The following is a 23,570-nucleotide window of genomic DNA, read 5'->3' on the forward strand; positions in this document are numbered from 1 at the left end:
CCCGCCCACCGGAATTCTTCCGCCCCGGGAACCGCCCGGCCCCGCCCCGCGTCCAACCCCGTGCAGCACACATCCATCCCGCGACCCGCATGAAGGGGGCATTCATGCACCGCCTCTCGATCCATCCCGACGGCCTCACCTCCTACGCGACGACCACCACCGTCCTCGGCGCAGATCTCGCGGCCGCCGCCGCGCATGCCGCCACCGCCGCCCCCGAACTACTCGTGCCCGCCTTCGGCCTCATCGGCGCCGACTTCCTCACCGCCTACGCCGCGGCGCACGGCACCCACGTGACCACTCTCGACGAGGTCTCGACGGCCCTCGCCGCCATGAGCGCCGCCACCGCCACCGCCACGGCCGCCTACACCGGCCACGACAGCGCGTACGCCGCGACGCTGGGCGCCGCCGGCGCGGAGTCGAGCGCGTGACAGCCGCACCCGAGATCCGCTGGGCGGCAAGGCAGCGCGGCGGGGTGGATCGAAAAGGATTGCGGTGCGGGAGGACTCGGGCGGGAGTGGGCGGATGAGCGGGGAGCCGGCGGTCGGGGCGCTGGCGGAGCCGATCGTCGAGTTGCTGCGCAGCTTCGGGTCCGGGTCCGGCGGGGCCGCCGAGGTGCTGCGGGAGACGTCGGCTGCTGTGGAGCGGGTTCGCACCGAGAGCCGGGCGAGTGTCGACCGGATGTCCGACGCGTGGCGGGGGCGGGCCGGTGATGCGGCGGTGGACGAGGCGCTGCGGGTGCAGACCTCGGCCGCCATGGCGTCCGAGCGGGGGCGGGCCATGGCGGCGATCGTGGAGCGGGCGGATGCGGAGGTCGCCGCCGGGCGGCGGGAGGTGGAGGAGATTCTGCGTTCGTTCACGGTGGAGGTCGAGGCGATGGGTGCGGCCGGGTTCACCGCGGGTGGGGTCGCGGCCCTGGTGGAGTCGGCGATCGATCACATCGGGCAGGCCATGCGGGTGGTCGAGCGGGTGCGGGCCGAACTGGCTTCGGAGACTGCGCTCATGGCGGAGTTGGCGCTACCCGTCCCGGCGCCCGGCCAGGTGACACCCGAGTCGTCCGGACCGGGCGATGCGATGGTCGTACCGGCGGCGAGCGTGCCGGTGGACAGTGTGGCGCCGCAGGCCGGGGCGAGCCTCGCGGCCGCCGGGGGCGCGGTCGCGGCGGCCGGGGACACGCTGCTCGGGTCCGGGCTCTCGCCGGGCGGCCCGCACACCGGCCCGGCGTCGGTGACGACGCCGAAGACGCCCGATCGCGGCCATGATTCGACGGTTACGCGGCCGCAAGGGGGTGGGGTGCGGGTGACGCTGCCGGATGGGAGCACCGTCGAAGCGCCGAATCAGCAGGCGGCGGATGCGGTTCGGAATGCGTTGAGTGCGGTGGGGACACCGTATGTGTGGGGTGGGGAGACGCCCGGGGCAGGGATGGATTGCAGCGGTCTGACCCAGTGGGCCTATGCGCAGGCGGGTGTCTCGCTGCCGCGGCTGGCGCAGGAGCAGGGGTACGGGCACCAGCGGGTCGGTCCAGGGGACTTGATGCCCGGTGATCTTGCGGTGTGGGACGGCCACGTTGCGATGGTGATCGGGAACGGGCAATTGGTGGAGGCGGGCGATCCGGTTCGGATCGGGCCGATCCGGACCGAGAACAGCGGGATGCGGTTCCTCGGTTTCTACCGGCCCACCGCCTAGGTACTACCGGTCCACAGCTATGGCATTCGGGCCACGAACAGGCGTTTCGAAGGGAGACAGGATGACGCGACCACAGGTTCCGGCGGTGACCGTCGCCGCGGCCACCAATGGATCCGGCACGGTGTCGGTGCGCGCCACCGATCAGGGCATGCCGGTGGAGATCCGGTTCGAGCGCGCTGAATACCGGTACGGCGCACCGGCTCTCGCCGCCGAGATGCTGCGGCTCACCCGGTGCTCGGCGATCGTGGCCCGGGCGCGGCGGCGCGAACAGCTGGCCGAGGCCGGCGTCCCGGAGGCGATGCTGGACCGGCTGGGCCTGCCCACCCGGCAGGCCGCGGTGGACGAGCTGGACCGGCTCGACGACGCCGATGCCGGACAGACCAGTTGGCTGCGGAACCGATGAGCGCCGAAATGGACGCACTGGTCAAGGGCGTCGACGACAAGCTGGAAGCACTCGAGGCCACGCTGCGCGGGCTGTCCCGGATAAGTGGCCGCTGCACGTCCGAGGACGGTGCGGTGACCGCCGAGGTCGATGGCGACGGCGCGCTGACCGGGCTGTGGCTGGCCGAGTCGGTGACCTCGCGCGCTCCCGCCGAGGTGTCGCGGCTGATCCTCTGGACGTGCCAGCGGGCGGCCGCCGAGGCGACCGCGCGGCGCTCCCGAATCATTGCCCGATTGAACGACTCACTGTCCGGCGGAGACGCCTCCAGAAATGTTGGGGGGCGGCCCGGATAGTGCCTGACGCGGCGACTGGATAGGCTTCCGGTCATGGCTTCTGGAGACATCGTCCCGATCGCGCTCGGCCTGACCAAAGGCGATCTTGTCACCCTCTGGGCACCCCGCTGGCGAGACGGTGACGATGAGTGGCAGGCGTTCCTCGGTCACGAGGAAGACCTGTACGGATTCGAGTCCGTCGCGGAGCTGGCCGCGTTCATTCGCACCAACTCCGACAACGATCTGGTGGATCATCCGGCCTGGAAGATCATCGCCGGATTGTCGGCGGCCGAACTGGAGCCGGAGGAGCAGTACGTCTTCGATCTGGTCGGCGTGCCCGAACTGGCCGCGGACGACCCCGATCCGGAGGTGGTCTCCGAGCTCGAGGAGACCCTCGAGATGGTCCGCAATATCGGCGACGTGTGCGAACTCGACACCGTCACCAAGTTCTTCGGCTCGCACCCGGTGCTGGGCGCACTGGCCGGCGGCGTCGGCGCTTTCGCCGGGCGCGAGGGCGAGGAACTGTGGGACCAGATCGGCGCGGCCATCGCCAAGGATTGGGAAGCGGTCATCGACGCCATCGACTCGGTGGTGACGATTCCGGAGGTGGACGCCGACGCGGTCTCGGTCGCCGAGGCGGAACTGCTTGCGGCGCAGGAGAACATCGTCGACGCCGAGGACGCGGCCGAGAGCGATGACGACGAGATCGAGGCCGTCGACCTGGACGAGGACGACGAAGAGGACGAGGAGCTCTCGTTCTGGCACGAGGTCGGCATCGACCCGGTCAAGATCGTCACCTCCGACGGCACCGTCTTCACCCTGCGCTGTTACGTCGACGACGAGCCCATCTTCCTGGGCAAGGACGGCACCATCACGGTCTTCGGTTCCGAGCGCGCCCTGGCCCGCTACCTGGCCGACGACCACGACCACGACCTGGCCCGGGTGAGCACCTACGGCGAGGTGCAGACCGCCGCCGTGGACGGCTCCCTCGATGTCGAGGTCGACGAGGAGAACGTCTACGTCCTGCCCGGCCTGTCCGAGGATCTGGCGGCCGGCCCCAAGTCCGTGGACACCGACCAGCTCGACCTGGCCGTCGAATTGTTCACCGACGCAGCCGATTACGCCGAGGACGACTCGGTCGAAGCGGCCCTGGCCGTGTCCACCCCGCTGGGCTGGTACGTCTCCTACCTGCTCAACCCCGACCCGACCCGGATGGCCCCGAATCCGCCGTTCGCGGCGGAAGCGGATGCCTGGAAGGTCCTGGAGTCGGCCTTCGAGGGACGCCTGCAGAAGGGCTGATCGGAGCTGCGATTCGGGCCGCACCTCCGGGTGCGGCCCGAATTGCTTTGCGGGACAACCTATTCCGGCAACACTGTGGTATCCCTATCCCAGCAGCACCGCGTAGCCCGGCTTGATCACCTCGTCGATCAGGCGCAGGCGGTCCGGGAACGGGATGAACGCCGACTTCATGGCATTGATGGTGAAGCGTTCCAGATCGCTCCAGCCGTAGCCGAAGGTCTCCGACAGCTTGAGCATCTCCTTGCTCATGGTCGTGTCGCTCATCAACCGGTTGTCGGTATTGACCGTCACGCGGAAGCGCAGGCGGGCCAGCAGATCGAAGGGGTGCTTGTCGAGCGAGGGCACCGCGCCGGTCTGCACATTGGAGGACGGACACAGTTCGAGCGGGATTCGCATGTCCCGCACATAGTTCGCGACCACGCCGAGCTCGGGACCGTCGGCCGAATCGGTGATGTCGTCGGTGATGCGCACACCGTGGCCGAGGCGCTCACAGCCGCAGAACGCGACGGCCTCGTGAATGGACGGCAGCCCGAAGGCCTCGCCCGCGTGAATCGTGAAGTGCGCCAGGTTGGCCCGCATGTAATCGAAGGCGTCCAGGTGGCGGCTGGGCGGATAGCCCGCCTCCGCGCCCGCGATATCGAAGCCGCCGACGCCGCGGTCGCGCCAGCGCACGGTGAGCTCGGCGATCTCGCGAGAGCGGGCCGCGTGCCGCATGGCGGTGAGCAGGCAGACCACGGTGATCGGGGTGCCGGCGGCCGCTGCCAGGGCCTCGCCCTCGCGGAATCCGGCGATGGTGTGCTCGACCACCTCGTCGAGGGTGAGCCCGGCCTCGAGGTGCTGCTCGGGCGCGAACCGCACCTCGGCGTAGACGACGCCGTCGGCGGCGAGATCCTCGGCACATTCGCGGGCCACCCGGCGCAGGCCCTCCGGGGTCTGCATGACGGCGACGGTATGCGCGAAGGTCTCCAGATAGCGCTCGAGCGAGCCGCTGTCGGCCGCGTCCCGGAACCAGTCCGCCAGCGCGGCGGCATCGCCTGCCGGTAACTGGTCATAGCCGCAGGCGCGAGCCAGCTCCAGCACGGTCGCGGGCCGCAACCCGCCATCGAGGTGATCGTGCAGGACCGCCTTCGGAGCCTGGCGGATCGAAGCAAGAGTGAGGGGCATCGGTCCAGTCATGTAGCAACGTTAGCCGCATTCCCGTGCCGCGGCAGGACGGTTGACCGGACTCACCCCACAGTTCGGCATGTCGTTGCCGTCACGTTGCTGACCAGTACGAATCCTTCACCTATCGGGCACCGGCGAGCACCTAGCGGGAGCAGGCGACGCCGGTCCCGTCCGGATCGAGCAGCACCGAATACCCGGGCTGGCCCAGGTAGATCGGGCCCCCGCCCTGCGCCCACACCTGTTCACAGCTGGTGTAGACGGGTGACGGTTTGGCCTTCTTCTCGGTCGAGGGCGGCGTGACATCGCCACGCGAGAGCGAGTTCGGCTGATGGTCTCCGGAGGAATCGGATGGAATATTGTCCGCGGGCGAGGCCTGCGCGACCGGCGTCGGCGACCACGCGGCGGGCAGCACCGCGCCCAGCGGCGCGACGAGGCCGAACACGCCCAGCGCGGCCGCCGCCGCGGCCCGGCCTCGGAAATCGGTTCTGTGCTTCACAATTCCAGGCTAGGCCGGGTCAGGCGGTGATGCGGCCCAGAATCAGCGGCTGCTGGTCCACCGCCTCGGTCTCGGAGATCGTGTACGCGCCGCGCAGGATCTCGAGCGCGACCGGGAACGCCTCCGGAGTATCGGTGTGCAGGGTCAGCAGCGGCTGCCCCGGAACAATGGAATCGCCTGGCTTGGCATGCATTTCGATACCCGCCCCGGCCTGCACCGGGTCACCCTGCCGGGCCCGGCCCGCGCCCAGCCGCCACGCGGCCAGCCCGACATCGAGGGCGTCGAGGCGGGTCAACGTGCCCCCGCCGTCGGCGCGCAGGGTTTCGGTGTGGCGGGCCTGCGGCAGCGGCGCGTCCGGGTCGCCGCCCTGGGCGCGCACGATGTCTCGCCACTGGTCCATGGCCCGGCCGTCGGCGAGGGCGTCGGCCGGGTCGATGTCGGTGATGCCGGCCTGCGCCAGCATCTCCCGTGCCAGAGCGAGGGTGAGGTCGACGACATCGGCGGGGCCGCCGCCCGCCAGCACGTCCAGGGATTCGCAGACCTCCAGGGCGTTTCCGGCGGTATGGCCGAGCGGGGTGTCCATGGCGGTGAGCAGCGCCACCGTCCGCACGCCCGCGTCGGTGCCGAGTTCGACCATGGCGGTGGCGAGTTCGCGCGCCTGGTCCAGCTGTTTCAGGAAGGCCCCGCGCCCGACCTTCACGTCCAGCACCAGTGCCCCGGTGCCCTCGGCGATCTTCTTGCTCATGATGGAGCTGGCGATCAGGGGGATGGATTCCACGGTCCCGGTCACATCACGCAGCGCGTAGAGCCGTTTGTCGGCGGGCGCGAGGTCGGCCCCGGCGGCGCACACCACGGCACCGACGGCGGGATCCGACAGCAGCTTCCGCATGCGGTCCACCGGAATGTCGGCCTGCCAGCCGGGAATGGCCTCCAGCTTGTCGAGAGTGCCTCCGGTGTGGCCCAATCCGCGCCCGGACAGCTGGGGCACGGCGGCCCCGCACGCCGCGACCAGCGGCGACAGCGGCAGCGTGATCTTGTCCCCCACCCCGCCGGTGGAGTGCTTGTCGACGGTCGGGCGGCCCAGATCGGTGAAGTCCAATCGCTTCCCGGTGTCGATCATGGCCCGGGTCCAGCGCGCGGTCTCGCGCCGCGTCATGCCGCGCCACACGATGGCCATGGCCAGCGCCGACATCTGCTCGTCGGCCACCTCTCCGCGCGTGAACGCGTCCACCACCCAATCGATCTGCGCGTCGGTGAGTTCACCGCCGTCACGCTTGGCCCGAATCACGTCCACCGCCGAGTGCACACTCACACCCTCCACCCTGGCATGCGCCCGGCCCGATGTGCACGGATTCCCGGGCGCGCCACGGCGATCAGCGGTTATAGCCCTCGAGCACCGAGGGTCAGAGTTGTCCGGCGGCGAGGTCGCCGGGGCCGAAGGAGTCCGGCAGCAAGGCGTTCAGGGTGACAGGGCCGCCGTGGTGATCGACCAGCAACTCGCCGCCGCCGTGTTCGAGCAGGATCTGCCGGCAGCGTCCGCAGGGCATGAGCACGGCGCCCCGGGAGTCACAGACCGAGACCGCCCGGAGTCGCCCGCCTCCGGTTGAAATCAAGTTACCGACCAGTACACATTCGGCGCAGAGGCCCAAACCGTATGAGATATTTTCCACATTGCAGCCGCTCACCACGCGATCATCGGCGGTGAGAGCCGCGGCCCCGACGGGGAATCGAGAGTAAGGGGCATAAGCCTCTTGCATGACTTCAAAAGCCTTGCCACGCAGGGTCTTCCAGTCAATATCCGACATTTCGGACCATCCTCCCATGGACGTGGCAGCACCCGCGTGATAGGCGTTCCGCCTGGTCGCAAAAATCAGGAAAGGCAAACCTAACTCACAACAATTTGGCCCAACGAGCGGCACGCCGAATTAGTTCCCCTTCACAGCTGGGTTTAGAGTTCACGACAGATCGGTTCAGGTACCCGAAGCGGGCCTGCAGCACTGCCACCGGACGTTTGATTCCGCTCGTGAGCAGGTGGTTTCGACAGTCCGAAGGCTCCGCGCCGGATTCTGACCGGGTCCATCAACGACGTTGGAGGCACCGCACTCTATGACCACGCTAGAAGCTCCGGCCAAGCCGAAGCGGACCCTGTACCGAGGCGACCCCGGCATGTGGTCCTGGGCTCTGCACCGCATCACCGGCGTGACGATCTTCTTCTTCCTGTTCGTCCACGTCCTCGATACCGCGTTGGTGCGAGTCAGCCCGGACACCTACGACCACGCGATCGAGACCTACAAGAACCCCGTCGTCGCCCTGATGGAGATGGCTCTCGTTGTTTGCGTGCTGTTCCATGCGTTCAACGGCATCCGCATCATCCTGGTCGACTTCTGGTCACAGGGCCCGCGTTATCAGCGGCAGATGCTCTGGGTCGTGCTGGCGATCTGGATCGTCGTCGCCGGCGCCGGCGTCGGCCGCCAGTTCTTCTACCTGCTGACGAATTGAGAGCCGACATGACCGCACCCGTTCTCGGCAAGTCTTACGACCGCCCCGCCTCCCTCGACGCTCCGCGCGCCCCCCGTCGCGTCGGCGGCAACAACTTCGAGAAGTACGCCTGGCTGTTCATGCGTGCCTCCGGCCTGCTGCTGGTCGTGCTGGTCATCGGCCACATGACGATCATGCTGATGCTCGACGGCGGCGTGCACCGCCTGAACTTCGCGTTCGTCGCCGGCCGCTGGGCCTCGCCGTTCTGGCAGATCTGGGACCTCGCCATGCTGTGGCTGGCCCAGCTACACGGCGGCAACGGCCTGCGCACCGTCATCGACGACTACGCGCGCAAGGACTCCACCCGCTTCTGGCTGAAGACGCTGCTGGTCGTGTCCATGATCCTGGTCATGGTCACCGGCACCTACGTGATCTTCACCTTCGACCCCAATATCAGTTAGGAACAGGCCACCTCGATGAGTGAATCCCGACCGATTCAGGAGCACCGCTACGACGTCGTGATCGTCGGTGCCGGTGGCGCTGGAATGCGTGCGGCGATCGAGGCCGGTCCTCGGGTCCGCACCGCCGTACTGACCAAGCTCTACCCGACCCGCTCGCACACCGGTGCGGCGCAGGGCGGTATGTGCGCCGCGCTCGCGAATGTCGAAGAGGACAACTGGGAGTGGCACACCTTCGACACCGTCAAGGGTGGTGACTACCTGGTCGACCAGGACGCCGCGGAGATCATGGCCAAGGAGGCCATCGACGCCGTGCTCGACCTGGAGAAGATGGGTCTGCCGTTCAACCGCACGCCCGAGGGCAAGATCGACCAGCGTCGCTTCGGCGGCCACACCCGTGACCACGGCAAGGCGCCGGTGCGCCGCGCGTGCTACGCCGCCGACCGCACGGGCCACATGATCCTGCAGACGCTCTACCAGAACTGCGTCAAGCACGACGTGGAGTTCTACAACGAGTTCTACGTGCTGGACCTGATCCTCACCGACACCGACCGTGGCCCCGTCGCCACCGGCGTGGTCGCCTACGAGCTGGCCACCGGTGAGCTGCACGTGTTCCACGCCAAGGCGATCATCTTCGCCACCGGTGGTTCGGGCCGCATGTACAAGACCACCTCCAATGCCCACACCCTCACCGGTGACGGCATGGCGATCGTGTTCCGCAAGGGACTTCCGCTGGAGGACATGGAGTTCCACCAGTTCCACCCGACAGGCCTCGCGGGCCTGGGCATCCTGATCTCGGAGGCCGTGCGTGGTGAGGGCGGCATTCTCCGTAATGCCTCCGGTGAGCGCTTCATGGAGCGCTACGCGCCGACCATCAAGGACCTGGCCCCGCGTGACATCGTCGCGCGCTCCATGGTGCTCGAGGTCCGAGAAGGCCGCGGCGCCGGCCCGAACAAGGACTACGTGCTCATCGACGTGACCCACCTCGGTGAGGACGTGCTCGAGGAGAAGCTGCCCGACATCACCGAGTTCGCCCGCACCTACCTGGGCGTGGACCCGGTCAAGGAGCCGGTGCCGGTCATGCCGACCTGTCACTACGTGATGGGTGGCATCCCGACCCGCATCCGCGGCGAGGTGCTGCGCAACAACACCGACATCGTTCCCGGCCTGTACGCCGCGGGCGAGTGCGCGTGTGTGTCCGTGCACGGCGCCAATCGTCTGGGCACCAACTCGCTGCTGGACATCAACGTGTTCGGCCGGCGCGCGGGTATCGCCGCCGCCGAGTACGCCGCGCGTGCCGAGTTCGTGGACATGCCGGAGGACCCCGCGCAGATGGTGCAGGACTGGCTGGCCGGCCTGCTCAGCGACCACGGCAACGAGCGCGTCGCCGACATCCGCACCGAGCTGCAGAACTCCATGGACGACAAGGCCGGTGTGTACCGCACCGAGGAGAGCCTCAAGTCCATGCTCGAGGAGATCCAGGTCTTCAAGGAGCGCTACTCGCGGATCACCGTGCAGGACAAGGGCCGTCGCTACAACAGCGATCTGCTCGAGGCCGTCGAGCTGGGCTTCCTGCTGGAGCTGGCCGAGGTGACCGTGGCAGGTGCGGTGAACCGCAAGGAGTCCCGCGGCGGCCACGCGCGCGAGGACTACCCGGACCGCGACGACGTCAACTTCATGCGGCACACCATGGCCTACAAGACCAGCCCGGAGCTCATCTCCGACATCCGCCTGGACTACAAGCCGGTGGTGCAGACCCGCTACGAGCCGATGGAGCGTAAGTACTGATGACTGCTGTCGCTGAAACGCCGCAGAAGCCGGCTCCGGTGCCGGACGGGTCGACCATGATCACGGTCAAGATCGCCCGCTTCAACCCGGAGGACGGGAAGGGCCAGCACTGGGACGAGTTCAAGGTTCCGGTGCTGCCGACCGACCGGTTCCTGAACGTGCTGATCTACATCAAGTCCTACCTGGACGGCACGCTCACCTTCCGCCGCTCCTGCGCGCACGGCGTGTGTGGCTCGGATGCCATGCGGATCAACGGCGTCAACCGCCTGGCGTGCAAGATCCTCATGAAGGACATGCTGCCCAAGGGCGGCAAGGAGCTGACGGTCACCGTCGAGCCGATCCGCGGCCTGCCCGTGGAGAAGGACCTCGTGGTGGACATGGAGCCGTTCTTCGACGCCTTCAAGGCCGTCAAGCCGTACCTGATCACCCGTGGCAACGAGCCGACGTTCGAGCGCATCCAGTCCCAGCACGACCGCGCCCGCTTCGACGACACCACCAAGTGCATCCTGTGCGCCTGCTGCACCACCTCCTGCCCCGTGTACTGGAGCGACGGCAGCTACTTCGGCCCGGCCGCGATCGTGAACGCGCACCGCTTCATCTTCGACAGCCGTGACGAGGGCGCCCGCGAGCGCCTCGACATCCTCAACGATGTCGAGGGTGTGTGGCGCTGCCGCACCACCTTCAACTGCACCGACGCCTGCCCCCGTGGCATCGAGGTCACGAAGGCGATCCAGGAGGTCAAGCGCGCCCTCCTGTTCACGCGGTGAGGATTACCCACTCCCCGGACCCTCAGGGGTGAACCCCTGAAACCCCGGAGTCCGGGGCGAAACTCGAAGGCCGCCCGCATCTTCCGATGCGGGCGGCCTTTCCTGTGAGACGAAGGACACGGGAACCGGGGTGGCGGGGTCGGGCGTTTTCCTTGCGAAGGCACCAAGTCCGGTCGCGGCCGGGCGCGCACGTAGAGGAACGTCCTGTGATCTGCTTCTTCGACCCGGCTCACGGCCCGGCCGCCATGCAAGTGACGTGGCAGCCGCAGTGGGGGGTAGCCCGTACCGTCGAGGTCTGCCAATTCTGTGCGCAGCGTATCCAGACCACGCAGCCGCCGTTCTATCAGCCGATGCAGCAGGGTTATCCGCAGCCGGGGTATCCGCCGCAGCCCGGCTATCCGCCGCCCGGTTACCCCGCACAGCCGGGATATCCGCCGCAACCCGGGTATCCGCCCCAGCCGGGGTATGCCCCGCAGCCGGGGTACGCTCCCCCGCCGCCGCGCCAGGGCCACAGCACCGGCGCCATGATCGGGGCGGGTGCGGCCGGTCTGGTGGGCGGCATGCTGATCGGCGAGATGATGTCCGACGATGACGAGCGCGACGAAGAGCGCGCCTATGAACGCGGATTCGACGACGCCGGCCGTGGCGACTACAACGGCGACGACTACAACAACGACGACGGCTTCTTCTGATCCATCGGCCGCAGCCGTCCGAAATATCGAGGCCGCCCGCATCTTACGGATGCGGGCGGCCTTGTCCTGTTGCGGGCCAGCGCCGTTCGCGTGCGGTGCCGCGCTGCCTACACCGTGGTCTGATCCTGGAAGCGCGCCAGCGACTCCCACGACCAGGTCAGGCTGCCATCGGCGAGGTCGGCGAGAACGCCTTCCAGCCAGTGCGATTCGGCGGCGATGAGCGCCCGCTGGTATTCGTCCTCGAGCATGGTGATGCGCGGCAGCCCGAACTGCCCGGCCTGCGCCATGCCCGCGTCGATCGCCTCCAGGTCGGCACGCCGGGCGACGGCCCGCTTCTCGAGTTCGGCGCGTGCGGCGGCGGGGGTGAGCAACATCAGAAACGACAGTGCCGCAGGGAATTCCGGGAATTCGTTGCGTGGCGTGCTGACCATCTCGTTGATCCAGGCGATGCACGAGGTCCGGCCCGCGTCGGTGATCTCGTAGACGGTGCGCTCCGGGTACTGCTGATCGCGCCCCGTCTCGCGCACGGCCACCAGCCCGGCCTCCTGCAGGCGCGCGATCGTCTTGTAGAGCTGCGCGCGCTGCCCCACGTTCACGACCTTGTCCTTGCCCCACTCCTTGATGCGGCGCTGGATGGCGTAGGGGTGCATCGGCTCCAGGTGCAGGATGCCGAGCACCGCCATGGCCAGGGGCGACCGCTTGAACTGCGTGGCCTGCGTCGATGCTGTCATGCCGTCCATTCTACTAGGTGCCCAAAAACTAGTTTCGAAGAACTAGTTGCAAAGTAACTAGTTTATGTGCCACTATTGAGGAGCAGGCGAACCCGACCAGCACCACCACCTCCGAGAGGACAGGGCCATGAACGCCATCGACACCACCAACTCCGGCGCCGACACCGTCAAGATCCACACCGACCACGCCACCACCAAGCACCTGGGCGACTGGACCCACTCCTCCTCGTTCGAGGTGAAGGCCCGCTACGGCAGCGTCGTCATCGACCTGCGCTCGCCCTGGATCGAGGGCGAGCAGGAGATCGTGGTGCACGCCGACCTCGACCACGCCATGGTCAAGCTGCTGGTCCCCGAGGACGCGGTCATCGACCAGACCGAGCTGGCCTGGACCGGTCGCGGCCGGGTCAAGGACATGGCCCGCCCGCAGGACGCCGCCGGCCGCGTCATCCGGCTCACCGGTTCCAGCACCAAGAGCGAGTTCCGCATCCACCGCGGCGGTATCGCGGTGCTGTCGGCCCTGTTCAGCCGCGAGTTCTTCGAGGACGCCAAGCAGGCGCACCGTGAGGGCCGCACCCCGACCCTGCTCGACCCGGCCAACGCGCCGCGCTGATCACCGCCTCCCGGCGGGCCCGGCTGCAAACGGGCCCGCCGGGAGACCGGCCGAGCCGCCGCGTCGGATACGGGTACGAATGCCTACCTGACAGCGGCTCGCCACTCGTCGTTCCTCGACACCGAACCCGCCCAGCTGGTCAATCTGACCAGCTGGGCGGCTTTTCGTTGTCTAGATCACATGCCGGTGCTTGCATCGAAGTATGTTCACCGAGGCTCAGCTGTACTCGCCGGTCACAAAGGGGACCGACGGCGATGTGACAGTGCACTTGAGCGACGAGCATCCGGGTGTGCACGACCCCGTGTACCGGGCCCGCCGCAATGCGATCGCCGCCATGGCGCTGGAGTACCGGCCCGGGGCACAGGTGCCGCGCATCGACTACACCGCGGAGGAGCAGCAGGTCTGGCGGATCGTCTCCGCCGAACTGGTACGCAAGCGGGAGCGCTACGCGTGCGCGGAGGTGATCACGGCCGCCGAGCGCCTCGGGCTGCCCTCGGACCATATTCCGCAACTCGACGAGGTGACCGCGAAGCTGGTGCCGCTCACCGGATTCCAGTACGCGCCGGCCGCCGGACTGGTGCCGCTGCGGGAGTTCTTCGGCTCGTTCGCCGACCGGATCTTCCACTCCACCCAGTACATTCGCCACCACTCCGCGCCGCTCTACACCCCGGAGCCGGACGCCGTGCACGAAATCCTCGGGCACGCCAATCAATTGGCCAGCCCGCGCTTCGCGGCCGTGTACGAGACGGTCGGCGCGGCGGTGGCCCGGCTGGAGACCGAGCGGGCTCTGAAGTTCCTGGCCGACGTGTTCTGGTTCTCGATGGAATTCGGGGTGCTGCGCGAGCACGGCGAAGTACGTTGCTACGGTGCGGGACTGCTGTCCTCGTTCGGCGAGATCGAGGAATTCCGCCAGGCCGAGCTGCGACCGCTGGACATTCACGCCATGGGGACCATCACCTACGACATCACCCACTACCAGCCGATTCTGTACTGCGCCGAATCCGTCGGCGAGATCGAGGATGTGGTCGGCGGGTTCTTCGAGACCATGACCGATGAGACGGTGGAGCGGCTCACGGCGGTGAAACCGGCCTAGAGCGGCATACCCGCCTCGAGGAAGTCGATGACGCGCATGATCTGCTCCGGGGTGAACGGCGCCTCGCCGATGAACGCGATCATCGCTCCACTGAGCGCACCCGCGAAGGCCCGCACCTCGAAATCCACTGCGGCACGGCCGGTTCGCCGCGCGATGATCTCGACGATCAGTTCGATGCTGCGCTCGAACTCCCGGGCCACCGCTCCCCGGAGCTCCGGAATCGAGTAGAGCAATTCCACCCGCTGCTGTTCGAAGGCGAATTCCTCGGGCGACAGGGACGCGAAGGAATCGAGGGTGGCCTGCTTGAACGCGGCCAGCATGGACAGTTCCTTCGGCTGCTTCTCGATGGCCGCGATCATGATCGGGTCCAGATCGTCGGCCAGCGCCACCTGCTCCTTGGAGGGGAAGTACCGGAAGAAGGTGCTGGGCGAGATGTCGGCGGCCGCGGCGATCTGCTCGACCGTGGTCTCGTTGTAGCCCTGCTCGCGGAACAGGCGGAAGGCCTCGGTGCGAATGGCGCGGCGGGTGCGTTCCTTCTTGCGTTCACGCAGGCCGCCTCCGGCCGCGGTCTTCACCGGGGCCGGAGGCGTCGCGGAGGCAGTCTCAGCCGACATGGACCGATTGTCCCGCATCGAGATCGGTGGTCACGACCGGATCCTTGCGGCGGATCACGAAGGCGGCCAGCACCGCGGCGACCGCGCAGATGGCGGTGCACACCCACAGCATGGCGCTCATGCCGTCGACGAAGGCGCTCTGCACGTGGGCCAGCAGGGCCGGGTCGCCGAGCTTGCGGGCCACGCCGACCCCGGCGTTCACGCCGTCGGAGATGGGTGCGCGGTCGAGATCGCCCAGGCCGGAGCGGTACTGGGTGGACAGCACGGTGCCGAGGATGGCGACGCCGATGGTGCCGCCCGCCTGCCGGAGCGCCTGCAGCAGCGCGGATCCGGAACCGGCCCGCTCGGGGGTGAGGTCGTCGGTGGCCGCGCCCATGGCGGCGGGCATCACGAATCCCATCCCGAGGCCGAGTAGCACCAGCGCGGCGGCCGCGAAGCCGTATCCGCTGTCCACGGTGATGAGCGCGCCCATGCCGAGACCGGCTGCGAGCAAGGCGAATCCGGCCACCAGCACGGTGCGGACACCGACCTTCGGCAGCAGCTTGTCCACCACCCGGGAGCCGGCGGCCAGGCCCGCGATGAGCGGCAGCAGGCGCAGGCCGCTGCCGAGCGTGTCGGCTCCCAGCACCGCCTGGAAGTACTGCGGCATGGTGAAGAACAGGCCGAACATCGCGAAGTTCACCAGCACCATGAACACTGTGCCCCAACGGAATCCGGGCTCACCGAAGAGTCCGAGGTCGACCAGTGGGTGCGCGGTGCGACGCTGCCACAGCACGAATGCTCCACCCAGCACGACGCCCGCGGCGATGGCGGTCCAGGCCAGGGCGTCACCCCAGCCCTCCTGACCGCAGCGGATGAAACCGTAGGTGATGCCGAGCATTCCGGCCGCGGACAGCAGAGCGCCGGGCAGATCGATGCGGAAAGCGCTCTCGCTCTTGGATTCCGGGACCAGCAGGCCGACGGCGGTCGCGCCGATGATCACCAGCGGCACATTGAGCAGGAAGGCCGAGCCCCACCAGTAGTGCTGCAGCAGCCAGCCGCCCACGATCGGGCCCAGGGGCAGGCCGATGGCGGTCGAGGTGATCCAGATGGTGATGGCCCGCTGCCGTTCGCGCTGCTCGGGAAAGAGGGTGGGCAACACCGCCATGGACAGCGGCATCATGATCGCCGCGGCCAGGCCGAGGACCACGCGGCCGGCGACGAGCTGGCCGGAGGACGTGGCGAAGGCGCACGCCACCGAGGCCACACCGAACAGCAGCAGCGCGGCGAGCAGGAACTTCTTGCGCCCGTATCGGTCGCCGAGGGCTCCCGCCGGGAGCATGAAGGCGGCCAGGGCCAGGGTGTAGGCACTGCTGAACCACTGCAGCGCGGAGGTATCGGCGTGCAGGTCGACCGCGAGGGTGGGCAGGGCGACGGTGAGCACGGTGACGTCGAGGCCGATGGTCAGCATGGCGACCGCCAGGGCTCCCAGCGCCAGCCAGCGGCGCACTCCCTGAGCTTTCATGACAGTTCCAATCATTTGGGATCTTCTCGATAATGAGAGAGTCTCTCATTTCAGAGAGACTGTCAATTCTTGTCGTGTCATGGGTCGGGGCGGGCCGGGATGGGGTGAATCACCATTCCGCTGTCTGGTACTGGAGTCCCAAATGCTTGTCGCGACATGAAGTCCCCGTGCTGTTACCGTCATGCGGTCCGTTTCTGAGATCGATGACCCCCCAACGGGTCTGGACACGTGAGGCACGAAATGACCGACCAAGCAACCGAATCCGTCGAGACCCCGCTGCACCTGCAGGGTCGTGACGCCGTCATCGCCGCTGCGGCACCGGAGGATTGGCGTGAAGGCGCGCCCGACTACCACCTGAGCAAGGAAGTCATTCCGGTCGAGCGCACCACCCAGCACGCGCCGGATTCGCTGGAGCACATCGTCGAAGAGCTGGTGAAGGTCTTCGAGATGGAGGTCTCGCACAAGAAGGACCCGGCCACCTGGGTCTCGCTGGTGGCCGAGCACTACCGCGGCCGCGTCAACGGCGGAAACTGGCAGGACGCAGAAGAATTCGCGAGCATCGGGTCCTACAACATCCTGATCGGCGAGAACCCCTTCTACGACGCCGCGGGCGAGACCTTCGAGACCTCGCACAAGATCTTCCACACCGCGTTCCCGGGCGGCTTCTTCTGGGAGGTGCTCGAGGTGCTGTCCGGCCCGCCCACCGTCACCTTCAAGTGGCGCCACTGGGGTCGCTACGAGGGCGAGTACAAGGGCCACCAGCCCACCGGCGAGCTCATCGAGATGACCGGCGTCACCATCGCCAAGGTCTCCGAGGACCTGCGCATCCTCGAGCTCGAGCACTTCTACGACAACAACAAGCTGCTCGGCCCCCTGGCCCACGGCTGCCCGGTCACCCACACCGCCAACTAGCCGCTCCCCCAGGCCGACACGGTCGCGGCCGCGCCGCGGCACATCGCGCGCCGGGGTGACCGGTCGGCTATAGAGTCGGGCGCGATGAGTATCCGCAGGTATTCGCGCCGAACCGGGCACCCGGCCGCTGGTCGGCGGCGCGCCCCCCTTGTCACCGTCGCGGCCCTGGCGGCCGGTCTCACCGTGTTCGCCGGGGTCGCCGTCGGGCCGCTACCGGGTGCGGCGCAGGCCCAACCGTCCGCCACGACAACGCCGTTCACCACGCCCAATACCGACGGCTGCCCGAACAAGACGGCTCCCCCGCCGCCCATCGACACCTCCGAGGCGCCCGAGCCGGGGCAGACGGCGCCGGCGGCGCTGCCGATTCCGAATCCGCCGATCGGGGGCAAGCAGCTCGGCGGGTGCGGCGTCATCCTGCCGTCGGGGGCGGGGCCGCTGCCGGAGGGGATCTCGGCCACCGCCTGGGAGGTGGCGGATCTGGATACCGGGCGGGTCATCGCGGCCAAGGATCCGCACGGGCGCTACCGGCCCGCCTCCACCATCAAGGTGCTGCTGGCGTCGGCGGCGATCCCGGCGCTGGACCTGGACAAGACGGTGATCGGCACCCAGGACGACGCCAACGCCGACGGCACCCGGGTCGGGATCGGACCGGGTGGGCGCTACACCAACAAGCAGCTGTTCCAGGCGCTGATCATGGCGTCGGGCAATGATGCGGCGCATGCCATCTCGACCCAGCTGGGCGGGGACGACGCCACCGTCGCCACGATGAACGCGCTCGCGAAACAGTTGCAGGCGTTGGACACCCGGGCCGCCACGCCCTCGGGCCTGGACGGGCCGGGCATGAGCATCTCGGCCTACGACCTGGCGCTGCTGTTCCGGCACGCGATGACGCTGCCGCTGTTCGCGGAGCTGATCCACACCGAGCAGGTGGACTTCCCCGGCTACCCGGCCGACCCGAAAAACCCTGACGACAAGGATCATCCGGGCTTCCCGATCGGCAATGACAACCATCTGCTCTTCGAGTACGACGGCGCGATCGGCGGCAAGACCGGCTACACCGACGACGCCCGGCAGACCTTCGTCGCGGCCGCGCAGCGCAATGGCCACCGCTATGTGGTGACGCTGCTCAAGGCGGACGTGCGGCCCTTCCGGCCGTGGGAGCAGGCGGCCAAACTGCTCGACTACGCCTTCGCGCTGCCGGCCGGCGCGACCGTGGGCAGCATGCCCGACGGCAGCTCCGGGGGCGCGAATCCTTCGGTGGCACTGGCGAGTCCGCCCGCCCGGACCGATGCCGAGCCCGCCCCGGCCGCGGATTCGGGTTCCAGCTCCGACCACCACGATCTGCGGATCGCCTTGATGGCCGTCGGTGTGATCCTGGTCCTGGTGCTGCTGTTGAGCGCGCGCCGGATGAGCCGCCGCCGCTGAGCGGTCAGCGGCGGCGCAGCGTCGAAAGCAGCGTCGCCGCAAGGGCTCCCGCGCCGAACCAGGCCGCGCCCGCTCCGGCGGAGAGTCCGCCCGCGGTGATCCGGGGGCGGATGATCGCCGGGGCGGGCGGCGGGATCTCGGCGGGCACCTCGTTGTCCGCGGCCGTGGCGGCCCAGGCGGTGGCGAAGAGGATGATCCGCGCGGTGAAGTAGCTGAAGACCATCAGGCCGATGATCGGCCCGAAGACCACCCCGGCCGGGCCGTTGACCACCGATCGCAGAATGACCGAGGCCAGCTGCTTGAACGCCTCGAAGATGACCGCCGCGATCATGGCCGCGCGGGCGGCACTGCGGAAGGTGACCGGATGCAGCGGCAGGCGCGCGATGATCCAGACGAACACGGCCCAGTTCGCCACCACCGCCAGCAGCAGCGACGCCACGGTGAGCAGGACCTTCGCCCAGGCCGACTCGTGCACGTGCAGGCGGTCGAGCAGGTGGGTGATCAGGCCGCCGGAGGCCAGCACGGACAGGCCGAGGGAGACGAGGATGGCGAGGAACAGCCCGATCAGCGCCAGCAGGTCGGAGACCTTGGCGAGGAACCAGTTTCGCTGCTTACTGGGCTGATCCCACTGCTCGGAGAGCGCTGCCCGCAGGTTGCCGATCCAGCCCAGCCCGGCGTAGGCGCCGGTCAGCAGACCGATGGAGCCCACGCCCGTCCGCGACTCCACGGCCCGGTGGATCAGGTCGTTGATCTGGCTGCCCGCGTCGCCCGGAATGTTCTCGACGATCTTGTTCTGAATATCGGTGAGCCACTGCGGATTCCGCGACAGCGCGAAGCCGGCCACGGCGAAACCCACCATCAGCAGCGGAAACAGCGACAGCACCGTGAAATAGGTGATGCCCGCGGCGTAGTAGTCGCCGCGCTGACGCTGATAGCGTTCGCCCGCGCGGACCAGGTGATCCAGCCAGGGACGACGCTGGATCTGCCGCGCGATCCACGCCTTCACGTTCCCGAACACACCGCCACCTCCGCACACCCGGACGCGCGGCGGCCGGTTCAGCGGGCCAGGAAGCCCACCCGGTCGTACACCTGCGCGAGAGTCTTCCCGGCGACCTCCCGCGCCCGCTCGGCCCCCGCGGCGAGGATACGGTCGAGTTCACCCTGGTCGGACATGTATTCTTGCACCTTCGCGCGCAGCGGCGTGACGAACTCGATGAGCGCGTCGGCGGTGTCCGATTTCAGGTCGCCGTAGCCCTTGCCGGCGTAGTCCTGCTCGAGCGTCACGATCGGAGTGTCGGTCAGCGAGCTGAGGATGACCAGCAGATTGCTCACGCCCGCCTTGGTCTCCGGGTCGTAGCGGATCTCACGCTCGGTGTCGGTAACCGCGGAGCGGATCTTCTTCGCCGAGACCTTGGGATCGTCGAGCAGGTTCAGCAGGCCCGCGTCGCTGTTCGCCGACTTGCTCATCTTGGCGGTCGGATCCTGCAGGTCGTAGATCTTGGCGGTGCCGGTCACGATGTGCGGCTCGGGCACCACGAAGGTCTTCTTGTAGCGAGTGTTGAAGCGCTGCGCCAGGTTTCGGGTCAGCTCCAGGTGCTGGCGCTGGTCCTCGCCGACCGGCACCAGCTGGGCGCGGTAGAGCAGGATGTCGGCGGCCATCAGCACCGGGTAGGTGAACAGACCGACGGTGGCATTGTCCGCGCCCTGCTTGACCGACTTGTCCTTGAACTGGGTCATCCGGCTCGCCTCGCCGAACCCCGTGATGCAGTTCAGCACCCACGCCAGCTCGGCATGCTCGGGCACCTGGGACTGCACGAACAGCGTGGACTTCTTGGGGTCCAGCCCCAGCGCCAGCAGCTGCGCGGCCGAGATCTTGACCCGCGTACGCAGCTGCTTCGGGTCCTGCGGCACCGTGATGGCGTGCAGGTCCGGAATGAAATAGAAGGCGTCGTAGTCGTCCTGCAAACGCACCCAATACTGCAGCGCGCCAAGGTAGTTGCCGAGGTGGAAGGAATCGCTGGTGGGCTGGATTCCGGACAGGACCCGCTGCTTACGCTCAGCGGCGGCTTCAGGACTCGACATGGCTCGAGCTTAATTTGCCCCTCCGCTTCGCTCCGGGGCGGGTTCGCGGCCCCGAGGTCTCGTTCTTCCCGCCTCCGCTCCGCTCCCCCGCTCCAAGGCGGAGGTCTATTCCAGCCGCAGTCCAGAACGAGACGGCCGCGAACCTCTGGGTCGTCCGCCAAAGCAGCCGGTCACGCGCCGATTCGGTCCGACAAGGGGCGCGGATCGACGCCCGGCATGCTGGGGCGGCCAGAGCCGAGTAGGCGCTGTTCGCGGCGGGTGGCGAGTTTGTAGAGGGGGTAGCTGGGGCCGGTCATCGGGGCGGTCAGGGGGTTGCCGACCAGGGGTGGGGAGAGGTGGGCGGTGCGGACGGCTCGGGCCAGGCCGTGGAAGGCGACTTGTTCGCGCAGGCCCCAGTCGAGGTCGTACATCTCGCGGACGCGCTCGGGGAGGCTGCCCTGGACCAGGAGGGAGAAACCGGTGAGGGCCTGCTGGATGGGGGCCGGCAGGGGGTGGGCGACGCGCTGGCCCATGAGGTAGGAGCCGACCAGTTTGGCCTCCTCGGTGAGGTGGGGCTGGTCGGAGGCCAGGTAGCCGTCGAAGTAGTCGCGGAATTCGCGGTAGGTGTAGGGGGCGGCGCTGCGGGGCATGCCGAACAGTTCGCCCCAGCGCACGTAGTCCTGGTACAGCCCTTCCCGTTCGGTCGGGGTGAGGCGGCGGACCAGCAGATCGTGCATGACCTCGGCGGAATCGAAGGTGAAGGCCATGGTCATGAACATCAGATGCGGGTCGGCCGCGGAGTAGTGGGTGCCGGCCGGGTTGGCCGCGCCCGCATCCTCCGGCAGCACGCCGTCGACCGGGGCGTGCCGCTTACGGGTGAAGGCCCGGGCGCGATCGGCCTCTTCGCGGGTGCCCAGGGAAACGGCCTCGAACAAGCGGCCGGTGAGGGCGAGCCGGGTGTAGGGCGTGGTCCGATGCTGGGTGTTCTCGGCGGTTCCGACATAGAGCAGCGGATGCACCGCGCCGATCACCAGCGCTCGCTGGCCGTAGGTGAGTCCGACCGCACGCTTGCGCATGACCCTGCGGATCATCGAGTCGTCGGAGAAGTAGCCGCTCTGAGCCGCGCGTGCAGGCATCGTTGCCTCCCGGTGGGTGTGATGCGGGCCATCACATCTGGCAATAGAGTCCCCCAGATTCCAGATTCTGGCAAGAGCTTCTGCCAGAATCGCGGCCGTGCCAGAATCGGTTCGTGACCGGGCAACGGACCTACGGCGGCATCTCCGCGGACGAACGCCGCACCCAGCGCCGCACCGCCCTGCTCGACGCCGCCCTCGACATACTCGGCACCCAGGGCATCGACAAGCTCACCGTCTCCGCCCTGTGCACCGGCGCGGGACTCAACGAGCGCTACTACTACGAGAACTTCGACAACCGCGACGCCGTGCTGTCGGCACTGTTCGACACCATCGCCGAGGAGCTGGCGCGCGCCCTGCTCGCCGCACTGCACACCGCCCCCGACGACCCGCGCGCCAAGGCGCACGCCGCCATCACCGCGGGCATCCACGTCCTCACCGACGATCCGCGCAAGGCCCGGGTGGCCCTGGTGGTCAGCTCCGCCACCCCCGAATTACGTACCCGCACAACGCACACCATCAAGGCGTTCGCGAATATCGTGGCGGCCGAGGGCATCGACTTCTACGGCCTCACCGAGCGCGACCCCCTGCCCGTGATCGGTTTCCGCGCCACCTACCTGGTCGGCGGCCTGGTCCAGACTCTCACCGCCTGGCTCCAGGGCGACCTCCCCATGACCCGCGACGAGCTCATCGACGCCACCACCGACGTTTTCGTGCTGCTGGGCGAGGATCTGGCCCGGCAGATCCGTCGCTGAGCCGCGCGCCCCCCAGCCGCCGGAATCGTAGCCCCGCAGGGGAATCCGGGTCAGCGCACGATGGCGATCACGGCGGATACGCCCGGGTCGTCCTCGGTGGATTCGACGTAGCAGTGGGCGTCGCCGACGGCGAAGGACACCTGCGATCCGGCCTTGTCCGGAATGGATTGCGTCCAGCGGATGGCGCTGGTGTGCGCGTCGATCGCGCGGAGGGTGCGGTCGGCCAGCAGGTAGAAGGCCCCCGCGCTCGGGTATCCGCCGACATCGGCCGCGGCGCCCTGATCGGCGATGGAGATACTCCACAGCTTGGCCGCCTCGCCGCCGGGAGTCATGGCATGCAGCCTCTCGCCGTCACACAGGTAGTAGGCGTCGCCGGAACCGAAGACGACGCCGGCCGGGTAGGGCAGGGCGGGCGTGGTCCACAGCGCCGCACCGGTTTTCGGGTCCAGGCCGGAGACGATGTGGGCGCCGTCGGTGGCCAGCACGGCGCCCTGGACCAGGCCGGTGGCGATGGTGCTGGCCGACACCGCCGAGTCGCCCGCGCGGGACCAGGCGATCGCACCGGTCCCGAGGTCGAGGGCGACGAGATCGCCGCCGGTGCCCGGACTCTGGTTGTAGAGGAGCGAACCGCTGTCGGGCACCGACAGCGCCTCGGCGTCGCAGGGCACCCGCCAGCGGACGGCCTTGCTCGTCATGTCCACGGCCCAAGCCTCGCGCCCGCCCTTGTCTCGATCGGAGGCGATCAGATAGAGCACCGAGTCCCGCACACCGAAGACGCCGCCGAGCACGACCCCCTCGGGTGCGTCGAAGGACCAATTCCGTTTCCCCGACGCCAGATCCACGGCCACAGCCCGATCCCCGGCGGCATCGGGTTCGGCCCCGCAGACCACGAGGGCGTTGCTCCAGACGCAGGAATGACGGCCGATCCCCGGTGTCGTGATCGGGAACCGCCACAACTCGCGTCCGCTCCGGGCTTCGAGCCCTGTGAGCACGGCGGCGTTTTCCACCACTACCGTGCCGGCGCCGTACCGCAGTCCCCGCACCCCGTCGTCGACCTGGTATTTCCAGGCGATGCTGCCGGACGCCGCGGTCCCCGCCACCCGCCGCGGTGCGGCGCACGCGGCCGCCACCCCGGCGAGGGCGAGAATCGCCCCGTCCCGCAACACTTTTCGACGACTGATCACAACCGGACC

General features: G+C 68.5%; 26 protein-coding genes. 15 read left to right on the forward strand and 11 right to left on the reverse strand.

The features are described from left to right. The first annotated feature begins 104 nt into the window (after positions 1–104). The 5 genes from ACWEQQ_RS02715 (at position 105) to ACWEQQ_RS02735 (ending at position 3,696) form a co-directional block, all read left to right on the forward strand. A complete protein-coding gene (locus tag ACWEQQ_RS02715; RefSeq protein WP_452346904.1) occupies positions 105–428 on the forward strand; it encodes a type VII secretion target in 324 nt (107 codons plus the stop codon). A gap of 94 nt (positions 429–522) precedes the next feature. Next, entirely contained in the window at positions 523–1,683 is a 1,161-nt protein-coding gene (locus tag ACWEQQ_RS02720) for an NlpC/P60 family protein (protein ID WP_452346905.1), read from the forward strand. 61 nt (positions 1,684–1,744) lie between these two features. Continuing rightward, positions 1,745–2,086, forward strand: a complete 342-nt coding sequence (locus tag ACWEQQ_RS02725; RefSeq protein WP_452346906.1) for a hypothetical protein — start codon at positions 1,745–1,747, stop codon at positions 2,084–2,086. 8 nt (positions 2,087–2,094) lie between these two features. After that, positions 2,095–2,418, forward strand: a complete 324-nt coding sequence (locus ACWEQQ_RS02730; RefSeq protein ID WP_452346907.1) for a YbaB/EbfC family nucleoid-associated protein — start codon at positions 2,095–2,097, stop codon at positions 2,416–2,418. 33 nt (positions 2,419–2,451) lie between these two features. After that, a complete protein-coding gene (locus tag ACWEQQ_RS02735; RefSeq protein ID WP_452346908.1) occupies positions 2,452–3,696 on the forward strand; it encodes a primosomal protein in 1,245 nt (414 codons plus the stop codon). 84 nt (positions 3,697–3,780) lie between these two features. Here the strand turns inward: ACWEQQ_RS02735 and ACWEQQ_RS02740 are convergent, their stop codons facing one another. The 4 genes from ACWEQQ_RS02740 to ACWEQQ_RS02755 all read right to left on the reverse strand — a co-directional run bounded on the left by ACWEQQ_RS02740 (position 3,781) and on the right by ACWEQQ_RS02755 (position 7,161). Next, positions 3,781–4,872: an adenosine deaminase gene (locus ACWEQQ_RS02740; RefSeq protein WP_452338483.1), complete on the reverse strand. Its 1,092-nt coding sequence runs from the start codon at positions 4,870–4,872 to the stop codon at positions 3,781–3,783. 130 nt (positions 4,873–5,002) lie between these two features. Continuing rightward, positions 5,003–5,356, reverse strand: a complete 354-nt coding sequence (locus tag ACWEQQ_RS02745; RefSeq protein WP_452346909.1) for an excalibur calcium-binding domain-containing protein — start codon at positions 5,354–5,356, stop codon at positions 5,003–5,005. Between the two features lie 19 nt (positions 5,357–5,375). Further along, positions 5,376–6,668, reverse strand: a complete 1,293-nt coding sequence (locus ACWEQQ_RS02750; protein WP_452346910.1) for a thymidine phosphorylase — start codon at positions 6,666–6,668, stop codon at positions 5,376–5,378. Positions 6,669–6,759: 91 nt separating this feature from the next. Then, positions 6,760–7,161 (reverse strand): cytidine deaminase, encoded by a 402-nt coding sequence (locus ACWEQQ_RS02755; protein ID WP_452338480.1) that lies wholly within the window; start codon positions 7,159–7,161, stop codon positions 6,760–6,762. Positions 7,162–7,462: 301 nt separating this feature from the next. Between ACWEQQ_RS02755 and sdhC the strand changes: the two genes are divergently transcribed. From sdhC to ACWEQQ_RS02780, 5 genes are all read left to right on the forward strand, one after another. Continuing rightward, entirely contained in the window at positions 7,463–7,855 is a 393-nt protein-coding gene (sdhC, locus tag ACWEQQ_RS02760; RefSeq protein WP_452338479.1) for a succinate dehydrogenase, cytochrome b556 subunit, read from the forward strand. A gap of 8 nt (positions 7,856–7,863) precedes the next feature. Beyond that, the gene (locus ACWEQQ_RS02765; RefSeq protein ID WP_452338478.1) at positions 7,864–8,295 is read left to right on the forward strand and encodes a succinate dehydrogenase hydrophobic membrane anchor subunit; all 432 of its coding nucleotides are present in this window, start codon (positions 7,864–7,866) and stop codon (positions 8,293–8,295) included. Positions 8,296–8,328: 33 nt separating this feature from the next. Then, the gene (sdhA, locus tag ACWEQQ_RS02770) at positions 8,329–10,080 is read left to right on the forward strand and encodes a succinate dehydrogenase flavoprotein subunit (protein ID WP_452347081.1); all 1,752 of its coding nucleotides are present in this window, start codon (positions 8,329–8,331) and stop codon (positions 10,078–10,080) included. Beyond that, positions 10,080–10,847: a succinate dehydrogenase iron-sulfur subunit gene (locus ACWEQQ_RS02775; protein ID WP_356997219.1), complete on the forward strand. Its 768-nt coding sequence runs from the start codon at positions 10,080–10,082 to the stop codon at positions 10,845–10,847. Before sdhA ends, ACWEQQ_RS02775 begins: the two co-directional genes overlap by 1 nt. Positions 10,848–11,053: 206 nt before the next feature. Then, positions 11,054–11,539, forward strand: coding sequence for a hypothetical protein (locus ACWEQQ_RS02780; RefSeq protein WP_452346911.1), 486 nt, complete (start codon positions 11,054–11,056; stop codon positions 11,537–11,539). 107 nt (positions 11,540–11,646) lie between these two features. Here ACWEQQ_RS02780 and ACWEQQ_RS02785 read toward each other — a convergent pair whose 3' ends face one another. Continuing rightward, positions 11,647–12,270 (reverse strand): PadR family transcriptional regulator, encoded by a 624-nt coding sequence (locus tag ACWEQQ_RS02785; protein ID WP_452346912.1) that lies wholly within the window; start codon positions 12,268–12,270, stop codon positions 11,647–11,649. Positions 12,271–12,397: 127 nt separating this feature from the next. On the opposite strand from ACWEQQ_RS02785, the gene ACWEQQ_RS02790 reads away from it, so the two are divergent. Next, positions 12,398–12,880: a hypothetical protein gene (locus ACWEQQ_RS02790; RefSeq protein ID WP_452338475.1), complete on the forward strand. Its 483-nt coding sequence runs from the start codon at positions 12,398–12,400 to the stop codon at positions 12,878–12,880. A 202-nt stretch (positions 12,881–13,082) separates the two neighbouring features. Beyond that, positions 13,083–13,973: a phenylalanine 4-monooxygenase gene (locus ACWEQQ_RS02795; protein WP_452338474.1), complete on the forward strand. Its 891-nt coding sequence runs from the start codon at positions 13,083–13,085 to the stop codon at positions 13,971–13,973. On the opposite strand, the gene ACWEQQ_RS02800 is transcribed toward ACWEQQ_RS02795, so the two are convergent. Next, positions 13,970–14,587, reverse strand: coding sequence for an acyl-CoA-like ligand-binding transcription factor (locus ACWEQQ_RS02800; protein WP_452346913.1), 618 nt, complete (start codon positions 14,585–14,587; stop codon positions 13,970–13,972). The genes ACWEQQ_RS02795 and ACWEQQ_RS02800 overlap by 4 nt on opposite strands. After that, positions 14,577–16,091: an MFS transporter gene (locus ACWEQQ_RS02805; RefSeq protein WP_452346914.1), complete on the reverse strand. Its 1,515-nt coding sequence runs from the start codon at positions 16,089–16,091 to the stop codon at positions 14,577–14,579. Before ACWEQQ_RS02805 ends, ACWEQQ_RS02800 begins: the two co-directional genes overlap by 11 nt. 240 nt (positions 16,092–16,331) lie before the next feature. On the opposite strand from ACWEQQ_RS02805, the gene ACWEQQ_RS02810 reads away from it, so the two are divergent. Then, on the forward strand, positions 16,332–17,003 hold the full coding sequence (locus tag ACWEQQ_RS02810) for a SnoaL-like polyketide cyclase (protein WP_364605198.1): 672 nt from the start codon (positions 16,332–16,334) through the stop codon (positions 17,001–17,003). 84 nt (positions 17,004–17,087) lie between these two features. Next, the gene (locus ACWEQQ_RS02815; RefSeq protein ID WP_452346915.1) at positions 17,088–18,428 is read left to right on the forward strand and encodes a D-alanyl-D-alanine carboxypeptidase family protein; all 1,341 of its coding nucleotides are present in this window, start codon (positions 17,088–17,090) and stop codon (positions 18,426–18,428) included. 4 nt (positions 18,429–18,432) lie between these two features. On the opposite strand, the gene yhjD is transcribed toward ACWEQQ_RS02815, so the two are convergent. From yhjD to ACWEQQ_RS02830, 3 genes are all read right to left on the reverse strand, one after another. Further along, positions 18,433–19,446 (reverse strand): inner membrane protein YhjD, encoded by a 1,014-nt coding sequence (gene yhjD / locus ACWEQQ_RS02820; protein WP_452346916.1) that lies wholly within the window; start codon positions 19,444–19,446, stop codon positions 18,433–18,435. Positions 19,447–19,484: 38 nt separating this feature from the next. After that, positions 19,485–20,510: a tryptophan--tRNA ligase gene (trpS, locus tag ACWEQQ_RS02825; protein WP_364605204.1), complete on the reverse strand. Its 1,026-nt coding sequence runs from the start codon at positions 20,508–20,510 to the stop codon at positions 19,485–19,487. A 170-nt stretch (positions 20,511–20,680) separates the two neighbouring features. After that, positions 20,681–21,625 (reverse strand): oxygenase MpaB family protein, encoded by a 945-nt coding sequence (locus ACWEQQ_RS02830; protein WP_452346917.1) that lies wholly within the window; start codon positions 21,623–21,625, stop codon positions 20,681–20,683. Positions 21,626–21,738: 113 nt separating this feature from the next. On the opposite strand from ACWEQQ_RS02830, the gene ACWEQQ_RS02835 reads away from it, so the two are divergent. Then, complete coding sequence (locus tag ACWEQQ_RS02835) at positions 21,739–22,377, forward strand: TetR/AcrR family transcriptional regulator (protein WP_452346918.1); 639 nt, start codon at positions 21,739–21,741, stop codon at positions 22,375–22,377. A 50-nt stretch (positions 22,378–22,427) separates the two neighbouring features. Here ACWEQQ_RS02835 and ACWEQQ_RS02840 read toward each other — a convergent pair whose 3' ends face one another. Continuing rightward, complete coding sequence (locus ACWEQQ_RS02840) at positions 22,428–23,561, reverse strand: outer membrane protein assembly factor BamB family protein (RefSeq protein ID WP_452346919.1); 1,134 nt, start codon at positions 23,559–23,561, stop codon at positions 22,428–22,430. Positions 23,562–23,570 lie beyond the last annotated feature (9 nt).

The sequence above is a fragment of the Nocardia sp. NPDC004123 genome (assembly GCF_053603795.1).

Excerpts from the sequence above, each read along its gene's own strand:
- ACWEQQ_RS02715 (WP_452346904.1), top strand. The coding sequence starts at position 105 with ATGCACCGCCTCTCGATCCATCCCGACGGCCTCACCTCCTACGCGACG.
- ACWEQQ_RS02720 (WP_452346905.1), top strand. The coding sequence starts at position 523 with ATGAGCGGGGAGCCGGCGGTCGGGGCGCTGGCGGAGCCGATCGTCGAG.
- ACWEQQ_RS02725 (WP_452346906.1), top strand. The coding sequence starts at position 1,745 with ATGACGCGACCACAGGTTCCGGCGGTGACCGTCGCCGCGGCCACCAAT.
- ACWEQQ_RS02730 (WP_452346907.1), top strand. The coding sequence starts at position 2,095 with ATGGACGCACTGGTCAAGGGCGTCGACGACAAGCTGGAAGCACTCGAG.
- ACWEQQ_RS02735 (WP_452346908.1), top strand. The coding sequence starts at position 2,452 with ATGGCTTCTGGAGACATCGTCCCGATCGCGCTCGGCCTGACCAAAGGC.
- ACWEQQ_RS02740 (WP_452338483.1), bottom strand. The coding sequence starts at position 4,872 with ATGACTGGACCGATGCCCCTCACTCTTGCTTCGATCCGCCAGGCTCCG.
- ACWEQQ_RS02755 (WP_452338480.1), bottom strand. The coding sequence starts at position 7,161 with ATGTCGGATATTGACTGGAAGACCCTGCGTGGCAAGGCTTTTGAAGTC.
- sdhC (WP_452338479.1), top strand. The coding sequence starts at position 7,463 with ATGACCACGCTAGAAGCTCCGGCCAAGCCGAAGCGGACCCTGTACCGA.
- ACWEQQ_RS02765 (WP_452338478.1), top strand. The coding sequence starts at position 7,864 with ATGACCGCACCCGTTCTCGGCAAGTCTTACGACCGCCCCGCCTCCCTC.
- ACWEQQ_RS02775 (WP_356997219.1), top strand. The coding sequence starts at position 10,080 with ATGACTGCTGTCGCTGAAACGCCGCAGAAGCCGGCTCCGGTGCCGGAC.
- ACWEQQ_RS02785 (WP_452346912.1), bottom strand. The coding sequence starts at position 12,270 with ATGACAGCATCGACGCAGGCCACGCAGTTCAAGCGGTCGCCCCTGGCC.
- ACWEQQ_RS02790 (WP_452338475.1), top strand. The coding sequence starts at position 12,398 with ATGAACGCCATCGACACCACCAACTCCGGCGCCGACACCGTCAAGATC.
- ACWEQQ_RS02795 (WP_452338474.1), top strand. The coding sequence starts at position 13,083 with ATGTTCACCGAGGCTCAGCTGTACTCGCCGGTCACAAAGGGGACCGAC.
- ACWEQQ_RS02800 (WP_452346913.1), bottom strand. The coding sequence starts at position 14,587 with ATGTCGGCTGAGACTGCCTCCGCGACGCCTCCGGCCCCGGTGAAGACC.
- ACWEQQ_RS02805 (WP_452346914.1), bottom strand. The coding sequence starts at position 16,091 with ATGAAAGCTCAGGGAGTGCGCCGCTGGCTGGCGCTGGGAGCCCTGGCG.
- ACWEQQ_RS02810 (WP_364605198.1), top strand. The coding sequence starts at position 16,332 with ATGACCGACCAAGCAACCGAATCCGTCGAGACCCCGCTGCACCTGCAG.
- ACWEQQ_RS02815 (WP_452346915.1), top strand. The coding sequence starts at position 17,088 with ATGAGTATCCGCAGGTATTCGCGCCGAACCGGGCACCCGGCCGCTGGT.
- trpS (WP_364605204.1), bottom strand. The coding sequence starts at position 20,510 with ATGTCGAGTCCTGAAGCCGCCGCTGAGCGTAAGCAGCGGGTCCTGTCC.
- ACWEQQ_RS02830 (WP_452346917.1), bottom strand. The coding sequence starts at position 21,625 with ATGCCTGCACGCGCGGCTCAGAGCGGCTACTTCTCCGACGACTCGATG.